This window comes from uncultured Pseudophaeobacter sp., from assembly GCA_905479575.1.
Lineage (GTDB): Bacteria > Pseudomonadota > Alphaproteobacteria > Rhodobacterales > Rhodobacteraceae > Pseudophaeobacter.
Map to the genome: position 1 here is coordinate 1 of CAJQNB010000017.1, position 15,783 is coordinate 15,783.

14 protein-coding genes, 1 tRNA gene, 1 pseudogene and 2 riboswitches are annotated in these 15,783 nt (G+C 59.6%); of the genes and pseudogenes, 7 read left to right on the forward strand and 9 right to left on the reverse strand.

The features are described from left to right. Positions 1 to 143: 143 nt before the first annotated feature. A pseudogene (locus tag QZ268_RS05305) lies at positions 144 to 566 on the forward strand (IS5 family transposase); the annotation flags it as partial. A gap of 356 nt (positions 567 to 922) precedes the next feature. Here QZ268_RS05305 and QZ268_RS05310 read toward each other — a convergent pair. Then, a tRNA-Lys gene (locus tag QZ268_RS05310) sits at positions 923 to 998 on the reverse strand. Positions 999 to 1,184: 186 nt separating this feature from the next. Here QZ268_RS05310 and dapF point away from each other — a divergent pair. Further along, positions 1,185 to 2,024 (forward strand): diaminopimelate epimerase, encoded by an 840-nt coding sequence (gene dapF / locus QZ268_RS05315; protein ID WP_295449155.1) that lies wholly within the window; start codon positions 1,185 to 1,187, stop codon positions 2,022 to 2,024. Between the two features lies 1 nt (position 2,025). Further along, positions 2,026 to 3,282 (forward strand): tRNA (N(6)-L-threonylcarbamoyladenosine(37)-C(2))-methylthiotransferase MtaB, encoded by a 1,257-nt coding sequence (gene mtaB, locus QZ268_RS05320; RefSeq protein WP_295449158.1) that lies wholly within the window; start codon positions 2,026 to 2,028, stop codon positions 3,280 to 3,282. Between the two features lie 156 nt (positions 3,283 to 3,438). Here the strand turns inward: mtaB and QZ268_RS05325 are convergent, their stop codons facing one another. The 4 genes from QZ268_RS05325 to QZ268_RS05340 all read right to left on the reverse strand — a co-directional run bounded on the left by QZ268_RS05325 (position 3,439) and on the right by QZ268_RS05340 (position 6,962). Then, positions 3,439 to 4,230, reverse strand: coding sequence for a cytochrome c1 (locus QZ268_RS05325; protein ID WP_295449162.1), 792 nt, complete (start codon positions 4,228 to 4,230; stop codon positions 3,439 to 3,441). A 17-nt stretch (positions 4,231 to 4,247) separates the two neighbouring features. After that, complete coding sequence (gene petB, locus QZ268_RS05330; protein WP_295449167.1) at positions 4,248 to 5,579, reverse strand: cytochrome b; 1,332 nt, start codon at positions 5,577 to 5,579, stop codon at positions 4,248 to 4,250. A 12-nt stretch (positions 5,580 to 5,591) separates the two neighbouring features. Then, positions 5,592 to 6,152 carry a ubiquinol-cytochrome c reductase iron-sulfur subunit gene (gene petA, locus QZ268_RS05335; protein ID WP_295449171.1) on the reverse strand — a complete coding sequence of 187 codons (561 nt, stop codon included), beginning with the start codon at positions 6,150 to 6,152 and terminating at the stop codon, positions 5,592 to 5,594. 207 nt (positions 6,153 to 6,359) lie between these two features. After that, entirely contained in the window at positions 6,360 to 6,962 is a 603-nt protein-coding gene (locus tag QZ268_RS05340) for a glutathione S-transferase (protein ID WP_295449174.1), read from the reverse strand. Between the two features lie 149 nt (positions 6,963 to 7,111). Further along, positions 7,112 to 7,319: riboswitch (FMN riboswitch) on the forward strand. An 86-nt stretch (positions 7,320 to 7,405) separates the two neighbouring features. Here QZ268_RS05340 and QZ268_RS05345 point away from each other — a divergent pair. After that, positions 7,406 to 7,846, forward strand: coding sequence for a 6,7-dimethyl-8-ribityllumazine synthase (locus QZ268_RS05345; protein WP_295449178.1), 441 nt, complete (start codon positions 7,406 to 7,408; stop codon positions 7,844 to 7,846). A gap of 57 nt (positions 7,847 to 7,903) precedes the next feature. Here QZ268_RS05345 and QZ268_RS05350 read toward each other — a convergent pair whose 3' ends face one another. From QZ268_RS05350 to thiB, 3 genes are read right to left on the reverse strand one after another with little or no spacing between them, the layout of a single operon-like run. Then, positions 7,904 to 8,596, reverse strand: a complete 693-nt coding sequence (locus QZ268_RS05350; RefSeq protein ID WP_295449181.1) for an ATP-binding cassette domain-containing protein — start codon at positions 8,594 to 8,596, stop codon at positions 7,904 to 7,906. After that, complete coding sequence (locus QZ268_RS05355) at positions 8,583 to 10,139, reverse strand: thiamine/thiamine pyrophosphate ABC transporter permease ThiP (protein ID WP_295449184.1); 1,557 nt, start codon at positions 10,137 to 10,139, stop codon at positions 8,583 to 8,585. The genes QZ268_RS05350 and QZ268_RS05355 overlap by 14 nt, the downstream gene beginning before the upstream one ends. After that, on the reverse strand, positions 10,115 to 11,095 hold the full coding sequence (thiB, locus tag QZ268_RS05360) for a thiamine ABC transporter substrate binding subunit (protein WP_295449186.1): 981 nt from the start codon (positions 11,093 to 11,095) through the stop codon (positions 10,115 to 10,117). Before thiB ends, QZ268_RS05355 begins: the two co-directional genes overlap by 25 nt. Before the next feature lie 32 nt (positions 11,096 to 11,127). After that, a riboswitch (TPP riboswitch) is annotated at positions 11,128 to 11,224 on the reverse strand. A gap of 252 nt (positions 11,225 to 11,476) precedes the next feature. On the opposite strand from thiB, the gene aroC reads away from it, so the two are divergent. The 3 genes from aroC to QZ268_RS05375 are packed head-to-tail and all read left to right on the forward strand — an operon-like array spanning position 11,477 to position 14,207. Then, a complete protein-coding gene (aroC, locus tag QZ268_RS05365; RefSeq protein ID WP_295449188.1) occupies positions 11,477 to 12,583 on the forward strand; it encodes a chorismate synthase in 1,107 nt (368 codons plus the stop codon). Beyond that, positions 12,580 to 13,266 carry an HD domain-containing protein gene (locus tag QZ268_RS05370; protein WP_295449190.1) on the forward strand — a complete coding sequence of 229 codons (687 nt, stop codon included), beginning with the start codon at positions 12,580 to 12,582 and terminating at the stop codon, positions 13,264 to 13,266. Before aroC ends, QZ268_RS05370 begins: the two co-directional genes overlap by 4 nt. Next, on the forward strand, positions 13,263 to 14,207 hold the full coding sequence (locus QZ268_RS05375; protein WP_295449192.1) for an AEC family transporter: 945 nt from the start codon (positions 13,263 to 13,265) through the stop codon (positions 14,205 to 14,207). The genes QZ268_RS05370 and QZ268_RS05375 overlap by 4 nt, the downstream gene beginning before the upstream one ends. Before the next feature lie 25 nt (positions 14,208 to 14,232). On the opposite strand, the gene QZ268_RS05380 is transcribed toward QZ268_RS05375, so the two are convergent. After that, positions 14,233 to 15,738, reverse strand: a complete 1,506-nt coding sequence (locus QZ268_RS05380) for a malonyl-CoA synthase (RefSeq protein ID WP_295449195.1) — start codon at positions 15,736 to 15,738, stop codon at positions 14,233 to 14,235. Positions 15,739 to 15,783 lie beyond the last annotated feature (45 nt).

A 15,783-nucleotide genomic window follows, 5' to 3' on the forward strand; every position in this document is an offset into this window, starting at 1 on the left:
ATCGTCGAATTACGCTCAAAAATCCCATGTCTATCACTCCAATAACCCCCAACACATCCCGTCAGGAGCAAGGTTGCACATGGGTCAGTTCTCAGTGACAATTCTGACCTCTACCGGGTCAGTTTTGAGTGACATTCAACAGGCGTGGACGTCTGATCGGCCGTCCAAAAGGCGGCATGAACACGAAGTTGCATGCCGTCACCGACACGATTGGACGGCCGATCCGGTTCTTCATGACCGCAGGCCAGGTCAGCGATTACACTGGGGCCAGAGCCCTGGTGGAAAGCCTGCCAGCCGCCGACTGGTTATTGGGAGACCGAGGGTATGACGCGGATTGGTTCCGTGAGGCCCTTGTAGATAAGGGAATAACACCCTGCATCCCGGGACGAAAGTCGCGCGACAAGCCCGTCAAATATGACAAGCGCCGCTACAAACGACGGAACCGGATCGAGATAATGTTCGGTCGCCTGAAAGACTGGCGACGGATCGCCACTCGATACGACCGTTGCCCAAAGGTATTCCTGTCTGCAATCGCCCTCGCAGCAACCATCTTGTTCTGGTTATAAATCAATGAGTCTGGAGCCTAAGAAACTGGATGATGGGCAACTGAAAATCGACGTCTTGCGGAGTTACTACAACGCACAGAACAGACATAGCTCCCGGGCGGCTGTCTATACGACACTGTTCTTCTATGGGCTGGGTTTTCTACTTTTGGCAATTCCAGGAGTTGCGTTTACTAGCAGGGTTCTCTGCGTCGTAGGTACCGACATAGGATTGCTGTGAGCGACGACGACTCGGCCATTCGCTCCTATAGCTTGAAGCAGATGGAGAGCGTTTTCTGTGCTTATACTGTGTTCGACACAAGCAAGCACAGCATCCGAGGCAGTCTGAAGCACTAAGTGCTTGTTTTTCTTGGTAAAATTGGTGAGCCCGTCCGGGTTCGAACCGGAGACCTACTGATTAAAAGTCAGTTGCTCTACCAGCTGAGCTAACGGCCCACTTTATAGTCGCGGTCTAAGTGATTTATCCAAGAGGATCAAGCGCTTAATTTGCTATCGTCCGGCCAGTCCGTGTCGTTCTTGCCGTTCCGATTGGCGGCTATCTACGGTTCGCGGGGGGACGGGTCAAGCCCTTTTTTGAACTTTATGCGTCACAGACTGGATTCATTTTCACCACAGGTCTATATGGCCGATATGAGCATGTATTCAGAACCCCTTTTTCCCTTCATGAAGATGCACGGGCTGGGCAACGACTTTGTTGTTGTTGACGCGCGGAGCAATCGATTGGAAATCACCCCCGCCCTGGCGCGGGGAATCGCCCATCGTCAATTTGGCGTTGGCTTTGATCAGTTGGCGCTGATTGAACAGGGCACGGGGGACGCGCATCTCACCTTTTACAACGCCGATGGCTCCACCTCAGCGGCCTGTGGCAATGCCACCCGCTGCATTGCCCGCCACCTGATGCAGGAAAGCGGCAAGACCGATCTGCACCTCACCACTGATCGCGGCGATCTATTCGCCTGCGACGTCGGCAACGGGCTCACCTCGGTCAACATGGGGCAACCGCAGCTGGACTGGCGCGACATTCCTTTGCGGGAAGAAACCGACACCCTGGAGTTGCCCATCGAGGGCGCCCCAACCGCTACCGGTATGGGCAACCCCCATTGCACCTTCTTTGTCGAAGATGCCGATCTCATCCCGCTCTCAGAGTTTGGCCCCAGATACGAACATCACCCGCTTTACCCCCAGCGCACCAATGTGCAGGTCGCCCATCTTGTTGGCCCCAATCACATCCGCATGCGCGTCTGGGAACGCGGTGTGGGCGTTACCCTGGCCTCTGGCTCCTCCTCCTGCGCAACCGCCGTGGCCGCCGCCCGACGCGGCCTGACCGGGCGCAAAGTCCAGATTGATCTGGACGGTGGCACACTCTGGATCGACTGGCGCGACGATGGCGTCTGGATGACCGGACCGACCATGCATGTCTTCACCGGCAGTTTCACCGCCGCTTTTCTCGAAAGTCTCTGACATGTCAGCGCCAAAGTTCACCACACTCGGCTGCCGTCTCAACGCCTATGAGACCGAAGCAATGAAAGAGCTGTCTCAGGCCGCTGGCCTGGAAAATCTGGTGGTGGTGAATACCTGCGCCGTCACCGCAGAGGCGGTGCGCAAATCCCGCCAGGAAATTCGCCGCCTGCGCCGCGACAACCCAGAGGCCCGCATCGTGGTCACCGGCTGCGCGGCCCAAACCGAACCCGAAACCTTTGCACAGATGTCAGAGGTCGATACCGTTCTGGGCAATACCGAAAAAATGCAACCAGAAACATGGCATGGCATGGCCGCCAATTTCATCGGCGAGACGGAAAAGGTCCAGGTCGATGACATCATGTCGGTGACCGAAACCGCCGGCCACCTGATCGACGGCTTTGGCACCCGCAGCCGCGCCTATGTGCAGGTACAAAATGGCTGTGACCACCGCTGCACCTTCTGCATTATCCCCTATGGCCGGGGCAATTCGCGATCCGTGCCCGCCGGGGTGGTGGTGGACCAGGTCAAGCGGCTTGTGGACAAGGGCTTTAACGAAGTGGTGCTGACCGGCGTTGACCTCACCAGCTGGGGCGCCGATCTGCCTGCGCAGCCAAAACTGGGCGATCTGGTGATGCGGATCCTCAAACTGGTGCCGGACCTGCCGCGCCTGCGCATTTCCTCCATTGATTCGATCGAAGTGGATGACAACCTGATGCAGGCCATCGCCACGGAGCCGCGTCTTATGCCGCATCTGCATCTGTCGCTGCAACATGGCGACGACATGATTCTCAAACGTATGGCCCGGCGCCACCTGCGCGACGACGCCATCCGGTTCTGCGAAGAGGCCCGGCGCCTGCGCCCCGATATGACCTTTGGCGCCGATATTATCGCCGGCTTTCCCACCGAAACCGAGGCGCATTTTGAAAACTCACTGGCGCTGGTCGAAGACTGTCATCTTACATGGCTGCACGTCTTTCCCTATTCAAAACGAGAGGGCACGCCTGCGGCCAAGATCCCCAAACAAATCAACGGCAACACCATCAAGCAACGCGCCGCCAGACTGCGCGCAGCTGGTGACGCCCAAGTCCAGAAACACCTCGCCACCCAGATCGGCAAAACCCATCAGGTCTTGATGGAAAACCCCCATATGGGTCGGACCGAACAGTTCACCGAAGTGAAATTCTCCAAACCTCAGAGCGAAGGCAAAATCGTCTCCACCCACATCCTCGGTATCAACGATACCCATCTCACCGCCTGAGCCCCCCCTTTTCATCTTGCTAAAAATACCTCGGGGTGAATGGGCGTTCACGCCCAGAGGGGCAGCGCCCCTGCGATTTGCAGCCGCCTGATCAAACAAAAAGGCCCCCGCAAGGTGACTTGCAGGGGCCGTTTTATGTCTGGTGAAATCAGCCTATCAGGCGGATTTTTTACCCTTGTGCGGTGCCCAGAGCTGTTTGTTGGTCAGATAAAGCAGAACCGACAGAACGGTCAGGATCAGCACCCCAACAAAACCGCTTTGCTTGCGGGCCATCATCTTGGGCTCGGCGGTCCACATCAGGAACGCCGCAACATCCTGTGCCATGTGATGCACGGTGTTGTCATGGCCATCGGCAAATTCAACCTGCTCATCCGACAGCGGCGGCGCCATCGAGATCCAGCCACCTGGGAAGGCGGTGTTCTCATAAAACAGGGTGCCTGCCTCTTCCTTTTCCTCACCGGTATAGCCGTCCAGCAAGGAGGCGATGTATTCCGCGCCACCGATGCCTTTGAACAGCTGGTTCATACCGGACCCATAGGGGCCGTGGAAACCGGCGCGTGCCTTGGCCATCAGGCTCAGGTCAGGGGCACCGGCGGCGGTATTGGCAGGGAAGTGATCTACCGGCTTGGCAGGGACATCCTCGTCCAGTTCCGGGTCATAGACGGTAAAGTTCTCAGCCGCATAGGCACGGACCTGATCAGCAGGCAGTGCAGGACCACCCTCGTCAGCAAGGGTGCGCAGGGGTACGAACTTCAGCCCGTGACAGGCAGCGCAGACTTCGGTGTAGATCTGCAAGCCGCGCTGCAGCTGATTTTGATCATAGGCGCCAAATGGTCCCTCAAACGAGAACTGAAAGTCCTCGACGTGGCCGCTGCCACCTGCCGCATGGGATGCGACAGGGGCAAGGGCCAGAGCGAAGGCGGCACCGATTGCGAGTTTCTTCAACATTGGTAGCTGTCCTTCTCTTACTCGGCAGGAGTGGCTGCGTCAGATTTCTCGCCATAGTGAGCGTCGAAATCTTCTTCGATTGTAGCAGGCTCTGCCAATGGCTTCTCGATGACACCCAGGATCGGCAGGATCACCAGGAAGTAACCGAACCAATAGGCCGATGCGATCAGCGAGAACGATGCATAGGGCTCTTCCGCCGGCATCGCGCCCAGCCACATCAGGGCAAAGAAGTCAAAGATCAGCAGATAGAACCACCATTTGAACATCGGACGGTAACGACCCGACCGCACCCGGCTGGTATCCAGCCAAGGCACCAGCGCCATCACGGCGATCGCGCCAAACATCGCCAGAACCCCAAAGAACTTGGCGTCGACAATGCCACCCGTCACAAAGGATGCAATCTGAACAACCCAGACTTCCGAGGTGAAGGCCCGCAGGATCGCGTAGAACGGCAGGAAGTACCATTCAGGAACGATATGCGACGGCGTCACCAGTGGGTTTGCCTCGATGTAGTTATCGGGGTGGCCCAGGTAGTTTGGCATAAAGCCGACGATGGCCCAGAAGATCACCAGAACCACGGCCAGACCAAGGAAATCCTTGATCACAAAATAGGGCCAGAACGGCAGGGTGTCTTTTTTGACTTCCTCTTTCGAGCCCTTGCGCACATCAACACCGGTTGGGTTGTTGTTGCCGGTGGTGTGGAAGGCCCAGATATGGACCACAACCAGCGCCGCAATAACAAAAGGCAGCAGATAGTGCAGCGAGAAGAAGCGGTTCAGGGTGGCATTGTCCACCGCAGGTCCGCCCAGCAGGAATGTCTGCAGTGCTTCACCCACAAAAGGAATGGCGCCAAACAGGCCGGTGATCACGGTCGCGCCCCAGAAGGACATCTGACCCCAGGGCAAAACATAGCCCATGAACCCGGTGGCCATCATCAACAGGTAGATGATCATGCCGATGATCCAGGTGATCTCACGTGGGGCCTTGTAAGAACCGTAGAAGAGACCGCGGAAGATGTGGATGTAGACCGCCACAAAGAACAGCGAGGCGCCGTTTGCGTGCAGGTAGCGCAGCATATAGCCGCCATTCACGTCGCGCATGATGTGCTCAACGCTGGCAAAAGCCATGTCGGCATGCGGGGTGTAGTGCATCACTAGGACGATACCGGTGACAATTTGCATCACCAGGCAGAAGGCCAGAACAATGCCCCAGATCCACCACCAGTTCAGGTTTTTGGGGGTAGGGATCATGATGGTGTCGTAGATCAGACCGACGATGGGCAGGCGGCTATGCAGCCACTTTTCTGCGCCTGTCTTCGGCTCGTAATGGTCGTGCGGAATACCGGACATATGTTAGTCTCCTTATCCCAGCTTGATGGTTGTTGCGTCGGTGAACTCAGCGACGGGCACGTGCAGGTTCTGGGGCGCGGGGCCTTTGCGGATCCGGCCAGCGGTGTCGTAGTGCGACCCGTGACAGGGGCAGAACCAACCGTTGAAATCGCCCGAACCATCGCCCAGCGGCACACAGCCGAGGTGGGTGCAGACACCCATCATCACCAGCCACTCGCCGTTTTCATCCATGGTGCGGTTTTGGTCCGCAGCATCGGTGCCAGGCTTGTTGGGGTTTTCCGAAGCGGTATCGATCAGGCCCGCAACATCAACCGCGCGGCCTTCGTCGATCTCAGCCTGGGTACGACGACGGATGAACACGGGTTTCCCCAAGAACATCACACTAATTTGCGTTCCAACTTCTACACCGCTGACATCCACGAGAATCGAGGACAAAGCTTTGACGTCAGCCGAGGGGTTCATCTGATTGACCAGGGGCCATACAGCGGCACCCGCAGTCACTGCCCCGGCGCCGGCAGTGGCGTAGTAGAGGAAATCTCTCCGGGTTCCTTCGTTGTCTTCTGCGTGGGACACGAGGTTTTCTCCATTTCCAGCGCCCGTTTAGGGCAAACATGCGCATGCACCACGATAAACGCGGTGACTCAGGCGGGTCATAGCTGGGTGAGGCGCTTTCGTCCAGCGGTCAAAGCCGCACAGGGCACTCCAGTTTGAAGTTTCTTTCAAACGGCGCTCTCAAAGCCACAGCAGACCTGCCTCAGCCCCTGCATTTTAAAGAAAGAATTAACCCTCAGGCGGCCGCGTAGCCTGCATGGAAGGCCGCGATTCGAAATCCTTGAACCAATCCGCCAGAGCCTCGTTTCCAACCCGCCAACCGGCGTCGGGATGCCTGAAATCCAGGTAAGAAAGCGCACAGCCCACTGCGATTTGCCCCATATCCAAAGGCCCCTGCAGGTGGCTCATCCAGCGCGCATTGAGCGCCGCACAGGCTCCCAGAACTTTGCCCAGCTGGGCCTGGATCCACTCGGGGTATTGCTGTGCCTCGGGGCGCAGGCGCTTTTCATAGGTCATCAGAACGGCGGCATCCATCATGCCATCGGCAGTGGCTTCCAGGACTTTGCTATCCCAGCGCGCCGCATATAGCCCAGCCTCGGCGCGTGCATCGAGGTATTCGCAAATCACCCGGCTGTCATACAGCGCCGGCCCGTCATCGCGTTCCAACGCCGGGATTTTTGCCAGCGGATTACTGGCCTGGACATCTGAACTGGGGGCATAGGGCGTGGTTGCAACATTGTGTATTTCCACACTGTCCAGGGTCCCCGTCTCGTGCAGCAGGACCATCACCTTGCGAACAAAGGGGGAAGTCGGGGCATAATGCAGTTTCATCGCGCTCTCCTTGTCGATTGGCCGCAGCCTAGCTGTTTGGTGTCAAATGGAAAGCCCGCACGCACAAAGGCTGTGCGCGCATTGCAAGTCGCCCTACGTCATATCTGTGCTTCACATCTTGCGCACCGTGCAACTTCTTGGCAATGTCGCGCTGTTCTCAGGGCGGGGCGAAATTCCCCACCGGCGGTATGCAAAGGGGGGTTTCCTTTTGCGAGCCCGCGAGCGGCTTTTGTCGTCTCCACGATCCAAAAAGTGGGAACCGGTTTTTGGATACATTGTGGAACATGGGCAAAAGTGTCAGCAGATCTGGTGTGATTCCAGAGCCGACGGTCATAGTCCGGATGGAAGAGAACGTGCGACAGGAGTGCTTTTGGCTCAGGCCAGGTGCGCCCATGCCGTTCGTTATCGCCTTGGGTGACGTGTCAAACCTATAGGAGATACCAATGACACACACCCGCTACGCCTTTATCAAGGCACAATGGCATGCCGATATCGTAGATCAGGCCTTGCTTGGCTTCACCCAACTTATCCCCGCCGAACATGTTGATGTTTTTGACGTGCCCGGCGCGTTTGAAATGCCGCTGATGGCCCAGGATCTGGCCAAAACAGGCCGCTACACCGCCATCGCCTGCACCGCATTTGTGGTAGATGGCGGCATTTACCGCCATGATTTTGTTGCCCAATCCGTGGTTGACGGAATAATGCGTGTGGGCCTGGATACTGGCGTGCCAGTGCTGTCGGTCTCATTGACGCCGCATCAGTATCAGGAAACCGATCACCACAACGCCATCTATCAGGCGCATTTTATCGACAAGGGCCGCGAAGCTGCCCAGGCGGCGCTGATGCTCGCCAAATCGCGCCAAACTCTGGCCGTTGTCGCCTGATATCGAACCTGATCCTGCAAACGGCAGTGGGCCTACCCTGGGTCCACTTGCCTGCCCCTAGCCCAGATAGGTCTTCAGCGCCGGGGGCGGATTATCCAGCAGCGCCGCCGTGGCCTGTGGAGGCTGCGCTTCCCCCTCGGCCACCAGAACCACCTGTTCAGCGATGCGGCGGGCGTCTTTGGGGTCATGGCTGACCATCAGCACCGTGGCGCCGGTCTCATCGGCAATTTCCGCCACCAGATCCAGCATTTCGTCCTTCAAGGCAGGCCCAAGGGCGGCAAAGGGTTCATCCAGCAGCAAGATATCGCGCCGCTGCAGCAAAACCCGCGCCAGAGCCACCCGGCTTTGTTGACCACCGGACAGGGCCGCCGGTTTGCGTGCCGCCAGATCCGACAGCCCAACGCGGCTCAACGCATTCTGTACCTGGTCGTGTTCTGCACTGGACAGGCGCAGATTGGCCCGCAGCCCCAGGCCCGCATTCTGCGCCACGGTAAGATGGGGAAACAGGTTGCCATCCTGAAACAGCATCGCCACCGGGCGCTGCCCTGGTGGCAAATCCGTCAGATCCTCGCCCTGCCAAAGAATACGCCCCTGAGGCAGCGGTAAAAACCCGGCAATCGCCTCAATCAGGGTGGATTTCCCCGCCCCCGAGGGGCCGATAATGGCCAGCTTTGCCCCCTTGTTGATCTCAAGATCCGCCCGCAGGGTGAAGGTGCCATTTGCTATTTCACAGCTTTCAAGCCTCAGCATGCCAACGACCTCCGCGATCCAGTATCCAAAATGCGCCCATCGACAACAACAGCAACAACAGCGCCGCCCCGGCTGCCGCCTGCATCTGATAGGCTCCCATCAGGCGGTAGACCTGCAACGGCAGGGTGGCCACCTCGGGGTCGGCAAACAGGGTGATGACGCCCAGATCCCCCATCGACAGCGCCGCTGCCAGCCCGGCGGCAAAACCAATCTGCGCCCGCATCCGTGGCAGGAACACCCGCCACAAAAACGGCCCGCCTGCCATATCCAACGACAGCGACAGCCGACCATAGCGCATCATGACCTCGCGGGCCTGCGGCACCAGAATACGCAGGGCAAAGGGCAGTGCCATCACCGCATTGACCAGCGCCGTCACCGGCAACGCCAGGGCAAAGGGATCAGCAACAGGGTAGATCACGATAAACAACCCCGTACCAATAACCAGGGGCGAGGCTGCCAGCCCCAAAATACCTGCGACCTCAATCAATGTGGTGCGCCCCATCGCCACCGCCGCCGCCATCGGCAGTGCCAATAACAGCAACACCAGGGTACTGAGACCAGCAACCAGCACAGAGGTCAGCGCCGCCATCCAAACCCCAGCGTTCAGCAGCAACAAGCCAGAGACCCCAGAGACAACAACCGCCGACAAGGGCAGGATCAAAAACAGCGCCGCACCAACAATCCAGGCTGCATCCAGACCACGCGCCAGAGGGGTATCCCCATCCCAGCGCCGCAGCACCCGGTCCAGCCCAGCGCCGGCACCATCATTGTCAGCCACCCGCAGCGCCACAAAAGCAGCCCCCCCGGTCAGCACCAGTTGCAGTGCTGACAACAGCGCCGCCCGGCCAAGATCAAAATCAAACCGAAAGGCCTGATAGATGGCCAGCTCGATCGTGGTGGCCCGCGGGCCACCGCCCAGCGTCAGCGCCACGGCAAAGCTCGACAGGCAAATGGCAAACACCACCGCCAGGGCACCGGGCACCACCCGCCGCAGCATCGGCGCTTCCAGCAGCTGCCACATGGCACGCGGGCCGGCATTCAGCTGCGCCGCCAGGCGAAACCGTTCCGCCGGGATCTCCTGCCAGCCCTGCAAAATCAACCGTGTCGCCAGCGGCAAGTTGAAAAACACATGCGCCAAGACCACCCCATGCAGCCCATAGATCTGCAAGGGCTCCAGCCCAAAGAACATCAACAGCTGGCTGATCCAGCCCGCCCGGCCAAAAACGCTCAGCAATCCTAGGATGGCCACGATCACCGGCAGAATAAACGGCGCCCCCAGCAGCGTGATCAATGCGCTGCGGCCAAAGAACCGCCGCCGCGCCAGAGCCCGCGCCAGACCAATCGCCAGACCAACGCTTGTGACTGCCGACAATATCGCCTGGGTCAGGGTAAACCGCAGCGCCGCCCAGTCACTGGCGGCAAATCCGCGACCAGTCTCGGCGCGCAACGCCACCGCCGCAAGCGTCCCCAGGATCAGCGCGGCCACAAACAGGGCCGCGCCAGCACCGGGAAGCGCGCTTATTGGCTCAGCGCGTCGAGCCATTCGCCCAATGCACCGTCGCGCAGCGCTGCGGCCTCATCCGCTGGCAAAAGCAGCGATTTTACCGGGGTAATCAGGGTCTCAAACCCCTCAGGCAGGCCGCTCGCTGGGGTTACCGATGGATACATCCAGTTGGTGGTGGGGATCACTGACTGAAACCCCTCAGAGACCATGAACTGCATAAAGTCACGCGCCAGCTCTGGCTGGTCGCTGGCCGCCAAAACGCCAGCAACTTCAACCTGCATGTAATGGCCTTCATCAAAGGCGGCAGCAGCTTTTGTGGCGTCTTCTTCGGCAATCAGATGATAGGCCGGCGAGGTGGTATACGAGAGCACCATGTCAGCCTCTCCATCCAGAAACAGACCGTAGGCTTCGGACCAACCTTTTGTCACTGTCACCACATTGTCCGCCAGATCGGCCCAGATCGCCGGGGCGTCGTCGCCATAGGCCGCCTTGACCCACATCAGCAGGCCCAGCCCTGGCGTCGATGAGCGCGGATCCTGAATGACGATCTTCATGTCGCTGGCGCCCAGCGCCTTGAAATCCGTCGGCACGGACACCGCATCTGCGTTGTGCACAAAGGCAAAATAGCCCCAGTCATAGGGGGCAAAGGTTGCGTCTTCCCAGGCCAGGGGCAGGCTGTAATCCGCTGTCACACCGTGCTCGGCAAATAGCCCGGTTGCCGCGGCAGCCGCCGTCAGGTTTGTGTCCAACCCCAACACCACATCCGCGTCCGAGCGCGCGCCCTCCAGTTTGACCCGCGCCAGCAGTGCCGCGCCATCGCCGGCAGCAACCAGTTTCAGATCACAGCCACACTGGGCCTCAAAGGCTTGTTCCACCGCAGGACCTGGGCCCCAGTCGGAAACAAAGCTGTCATAGGTATAGACAGTCAGCTCGGGCGTATCAGCATATGCAGCCGACGCTCCCAATAGTGCTGCTGCAAAAACAGAATACTTCATGGCATCCTCCTTTGCGGCATCGGGCAAGGGTGGAGCAACTCCGAAACCTTCCCTCCGCCGGTTCTAGCCGGTTCAGGTTCAACGGGTCTGTTCTCAGCCTGGATCTCCCAAGCACCCCGAGGTGCCCTCTGTCCTAGGTCTCCACCGCCTTAAAGGCAAGCCCAACCCTGCGCCGTGCTAGGAGTTTCACCGCCCGACGTGACACACCCAGCCCCGGCCTCATTTGGCCAAAAATATATCCAGGCAGCCACCAACGCCGGTGGGGGCAGCGCCCCCTCTGGCCTCTCTTCTTAATGGCACGCTGGGGACATCGAACTGCAATACCCCTTGAGCCACGGGCCGCGCCTCGCTAAGCACAACGCGCAAAGGAGATCCCAGCACATGTCGATGAACAGCTTTGGCCATCTTTTCCGCGTCACCACCTGGGGCGAAAGCCACGGACCGGCGCTGGGGGCAACCGTGGACGGCTGCCCACCAAATGTTCCGCTGGACCCTGAGATGCTCCAGCAATGGCTGGACCGACGCCGCCCCGGCCAGAACAAGAACACCACCCAGCGCAACGAACCCGACGCGGTGAAGATCCTGTCCGGCGTCTTCGACGGCAAAAGCACCGGCACGCCAATCCAGCTGATGATCGAAAACACCGATCAGCGCTCCAAGGACTATGGCGACATCGCCCAGACCTTCCGCCCCGGCCATGCCGACATCACCTATTTCCAAAAATACGGCAATCGCGACTATCGTGGTGGCGGTCGTTCCTCGGCCCGCGAGACCGCAGCGCGGGTAGCTGCGGGTGGCGTCGCACGTGAAGCCATCAAGGCGCTGGTCCCGGATCTGCAGATCACCGGCTACATGACCCAGATGGGCGAGATGGAGATCGACCGCTCCCGCTTTGACTGGGAAGCGATCGGCCAGAATGATTTCTGGATCCCCGATGCCGGTGCGGTGCAAGACTGGGAGGATTACCTCCAGGGCTTGCGCAAAGCCCATGATTCCGTTGGCGCCGTGGTCGAAGTGGTCGCCCGTGGAGTGCCCGCCGGGATCGGCGCGCCGGTCTATAGTAAGCTCGACACCGATCTGGCAGCCGCCATGATGTCGATCAACGCCGTCAAAGCGGTGGAGATTGGCGAAGGCATGAATGCCGCCCGTCTGAAGGGCTCGCAGAACGCCGATGAAATCTTCATGGGCAACGATGGTCAGCCGGTCTATTCCTCCAACCATGCCGGCGGCATTCTGGGGGGGATCTCTACCGGCCAGGATGTTGTGGTACGCTTTGCCGTCAAACCGACCTCTTCGATCCTGACGCCACGCCAGTCGATCCGCAAGGATGGCACCGCCGCCGAGGTGATCACCAAGGGGCGCCATGATCCCTGTGTTGGCATCCGCGCCGTGCCGGTGGCCGAGGCGATGATGGCCTGTGTGATCCTGGACCATCTGCTGCTGCATCGCGGCCAGATCGGCAGCAACCAGGGCCATATCGGCGCATGAGCCTGGCCGCGCTGCAGATCCAGCTCCGCCGCATCTCAGAGGTGCAGATGGCGCAGGATCCGGCCCATGACATCGCTCATCTTGATCGGGTCTGGGCCAATGCGCAGCGGATTGCCCGTGACGAAAACGAAAAATCCCCAAACCGGGCCAACCTGCGGATACTGATCGCCGGGGCCTACCTGCATGATCTGGTCAACCTGCCAAAGGATCACCCCCAGCGCGAGACGGCCTCAAAGCTGTCGGCGGAAAAATCAGAGCCTATTCTTCAGGGTTTGGGCTATAGCGGCGATGAAATCATCGCCGCGCAACACGTGATCGAAGCCCATAGCTTTTCCGCCGGCTTGCCCGCCAATAGTCTGGAAGCTCTGATCCTGCGCGATGCGGACCGGCTGGATGCCTTGGGCGCTGTTGGCATCGCGCGCACCTTTATGGTGGCGGGGACAATTGACCGGCCGCTCTGTGATCCTGATGATCCCTTTGCCGCCAACCGGTCGTTGGATGATCAGATCTGGTCGATTGATCATTGGCATCTGAAACTGTTGAAACTTCCCGGTGATATGGCCACTGACAAGGGCCGCAAGATCGCCCGCAAACGCGCGCGGCTGATGCTGGCCTATCTGCGGCAACTGGCCAAGGAAATGGAAACCGAGCTGCCAGACCACTGGGCGGCGCTGCTGAAATGATCGACATTCTCGCCATCACCTTTCCCATCTACGTCGCCCTGGCACTGGGCTATCTGGTGGTCTGGAAAGGTTGGTTCAGCCCGGGCGATATGCGCGTACTAGGCCGCTATGTGCTGAATATCGCCCTGCCTGCCTTGATCTTTTCCGCGGTAGCGGCACGCAGCCCGGTGGAGGTTTTTCAACCCGGATATGTCGTGGTCTATGCCCTTGGCGGGCTGGCAACGGTGCTGCTGTCCTATCTGTTGTTCACGCTGCGCGGCACCGACCCCAAACGCCGCGCCCTGGGGGTCATGGGCTCCACCTGCCCCAACAATGCCTTCGTTGGCTATCCGATCATGCTACTGGCCCTTCCCGACCAGGCCGGGATCATTCTGGCGCTGAACCTGCTGGTGGAAAACCTGCTGCTGGTCCCGGTCTGCCTGATTTTGGTGGAGCTGGCAGGCAAAGGCGTTGACCAGCCGTTGCTGCCACGACTGCGGCGTATCCTGCTGGATCTGGCCAAAATGCCCATGCTTATCGGTCTCGCCCTGGGGCTGGTGGTGTCGATTTTTGGTATAGCGCTGCCCGGCCCCCTTATGCGGTCTATTGATATGTTTGCTGTTTCTGCTGGGGCTGTTGCGCTGATCGTCATAGGCGGCTCGCTTGTCGGGCTGCCGCTGCATGGCAATCGCTCGCTTGCGGCGCAGATCAGTGCCTCCAAACTACTGTTGCATCCAGCCCTGGTCGCGCTGGTGGCTGCCGTCCTGTTGGCACTGGGGCTGATCACCCTGCCACCCGCACTGCACAGCGCGGTTATCCTGTCGGCGGCGATGCCGATGTTTGGCATCTATACCGTCCTGGCCCAGCGCCAGGGGTTGGAAGGCGCCGCCAGTCTGGCCATGCTCACCGGGACCAGCTGCGCCTTTGTTACGCTAACTGGTTTGTTGTGGGTTTTGACCTGACAGACAGGCGCTTGACCGCCCCCTATTAGGCGTACAAATCGGCGTAATCCTCGCGCAGCGCCTTTTTCTGCACCTTCCCCATGGTATTGCGCGGCAGTTCGGACACCAGCACGATCTGTTTGGGCTGTTTGAACTTGGCCAACCGAACAGAGAGCGCTTGGGCGATTGCTGCGGCAGTGATGCTCGCGTCCGCCTCGGGCACAACAACGGCCACCACCGCCTCGCCAAAATCGGGATGAGCCACGCCAATAACGGCGCTTTCCAGCACGCCGGGCAGATCGTCGATCAGGCTTTCGACCTCTTTGGGGTAGACGTTAAAGCCGCCGGTGATCACCAGATCCTTTTGCCGCCCCACAATGGTGATATAGCCATCCGCGTCTTGCTGGGCGAGATCACCGGTGATGAACCAGCCATCTGCCTGCAGCTCTTCTGCGGTCTTTTCGGGCATCTGCCAATAGCCCTGAAACACATTGGCCCCGCGCACTTCCAGCACGCCTGTTTCACCACTGGCGACTTCATGCCCCTGGTCCATGATACGGGCCTCAACGCCGGGCAGTGGAAAGCCCACGGTGCCGGCGCGACGCTCACCCTCATAGGGGTTGGAGGTGCTCATATTGGTTTCGGTCATCCCATAACGTTCCAGAATGCGGTGCCCGGTGCGGGCCTGCCACTGCTCATGGGTGTCCACCAGCAGCGGCGCCGAGCCAGAAATGAACAACCGCATATTCGCGGCCCGCTGCGGTGTCAGGCGCGGATCCTGCAACAGGCGGGTGTAGAAGGTTGGCACCCCCATAAGGGCCGTCGCCTGCGGCATCGCCTCCAGGATCTGATCGGCGTTGAACCCAGACAGAAACACCACGCGTGCACCGGCAAACAGCGCGACATTGGTGGCCACAAACAGCCCATGGGTATGAAAAATCGGCAAGGCGTGGATCAACACATCCGCGTCGGTGAACTGCCAATAGTCCCGCAGGGTCAGCGAGTTTGAGGCCAGGTTATCGTGGCTCAGCATCGCCCCCTTGGAGCGCCCGGTGGTTCCCGAAGTATACAGAATGGCCGCCAGATCATCTGGCCCGCGCGGCACCAGTTCAAACCGCCCGCGGCCCACCACGGCATCTGTCAGCGTGCCCAGCCCCGTGCCATCCAGCGTCACAACCCGCGCCGCGCCCGCGATTTCTGCCATATCATCGCGCCGCGCCGGGTCGCAGACCAACACGCGAGGCGTCGCATCGCCCAGGAAATAAGCCACCTCCGGCACTGTGTAGGCGGTGTTCAACGGCAAAAACACCCCGCCCGCCATGACTGTTCCAAGATAGAGCTGGATTGCCTCGATGGTTTTTTCAACCTGCACCGCCACCCGGTCGCCGGGCTGAACGCCCATGGCCACCAGGGCCGCCGCAGTGCGTTCAGCGCCGGCAAACAGCTCTCCAAAAGTGACGCTGGCACGGGCCGGAAAGGTCGCAAAGTTGCGGGTTTCATGCCCTTCACAGGCCGCATATAGCTGTGAAATCAAATGGTTTTCATCATACATTGAAAGGGCTCCTCAACTTTTGGCGCAATCTGCGCCGGGGCTGAT

Coding starts and splice junctions, on each gene's coding strand:
- QZ268_RS05325 (WP_295449162.1), bottom strand. CDS start 4,230: ATGTTGAAGAAACTCGCAATCGGTGCCGCCTTCGCTCTGGCCCTTGCC.
- thiB (WP_295449186.1), bottom strand. CDS start 11,095: ATGAAGTATTCTGTTTTTGCAGCAGCACTATTGGGAGCGTCGGCTGCA.
- dapF (WP_295449155.1), top strand. CDS start 1,185: ATGGCCGATATGAGCATGTATTCAGAACCCCTTTTTCCCTTCATGAAG.
- QZ268_RS05355 (WP_295449184.1), bottom strand. CDS start 10,139: ATGGCTCGACGCGCTGAGCCAATAAGCGCGCTTCCCGGTGCTGGCGCG.
- QZ268_RS05380 (WP_295449195.1), bottom strand. CDS start 15,738: ATGTATGATGAAAACCATTTGATTTCACAGCTATATGCGGCCTGTGAA.
- QZ268_RS05345 (WP_295449178.1), top strand. CDS start 7,406: ATGACACACACCCGCTACGCCTTTATCAAGGCACAATGGCATGCCGAT.
- mtaB (WP_295449158.1), top strand. CDS start 2,026: ATGTCAGCGCCAAAGTTCACCACACTCGGCTGCCGTCTCAACGCCTAT.
- QZ268_RS05375 (WP_295449192.1), top strand. CDS start 13,263: ATGATCGACATTCTCGCCATCACCTTTCCCATCTACGTCGCCCTGGCA.
- QZ268_RS05340 (WP_295449174.1), bottom strand. CDS start 6,962: ATGAAACTGCATTATGCCCCGACTTCCCCCTTTGTTCGCAAGGTGATG.
- petB (WP_295449167.1), bottom strand. CDS start 5,579: ATGTCCGGTATTCCGCACGACCATTACGAGCCGAAGACAGGCGCAGAA.
- aroC (WP_295449188.1), top strand. CDS start 11,477: ATGTCGATGAACAGCTTTGGCCATCTTTTCCGCGTCACCACCTGGGGC.
- QZ268_RS05370 (WP_295449190.1), top strand. CDS start 12,580: ATGAGCCTGGCCGCGCTGCAGATCCAGCTCCGCCGCATCTCAGAGGTG.
- QZ268_RS05350 (WP_295449181.1), bottom strand. CDS start 8,596: ATGCTGAGGCTTGAAAGCTGTGAAATAGCAAATGGCACCTTCACCCTG.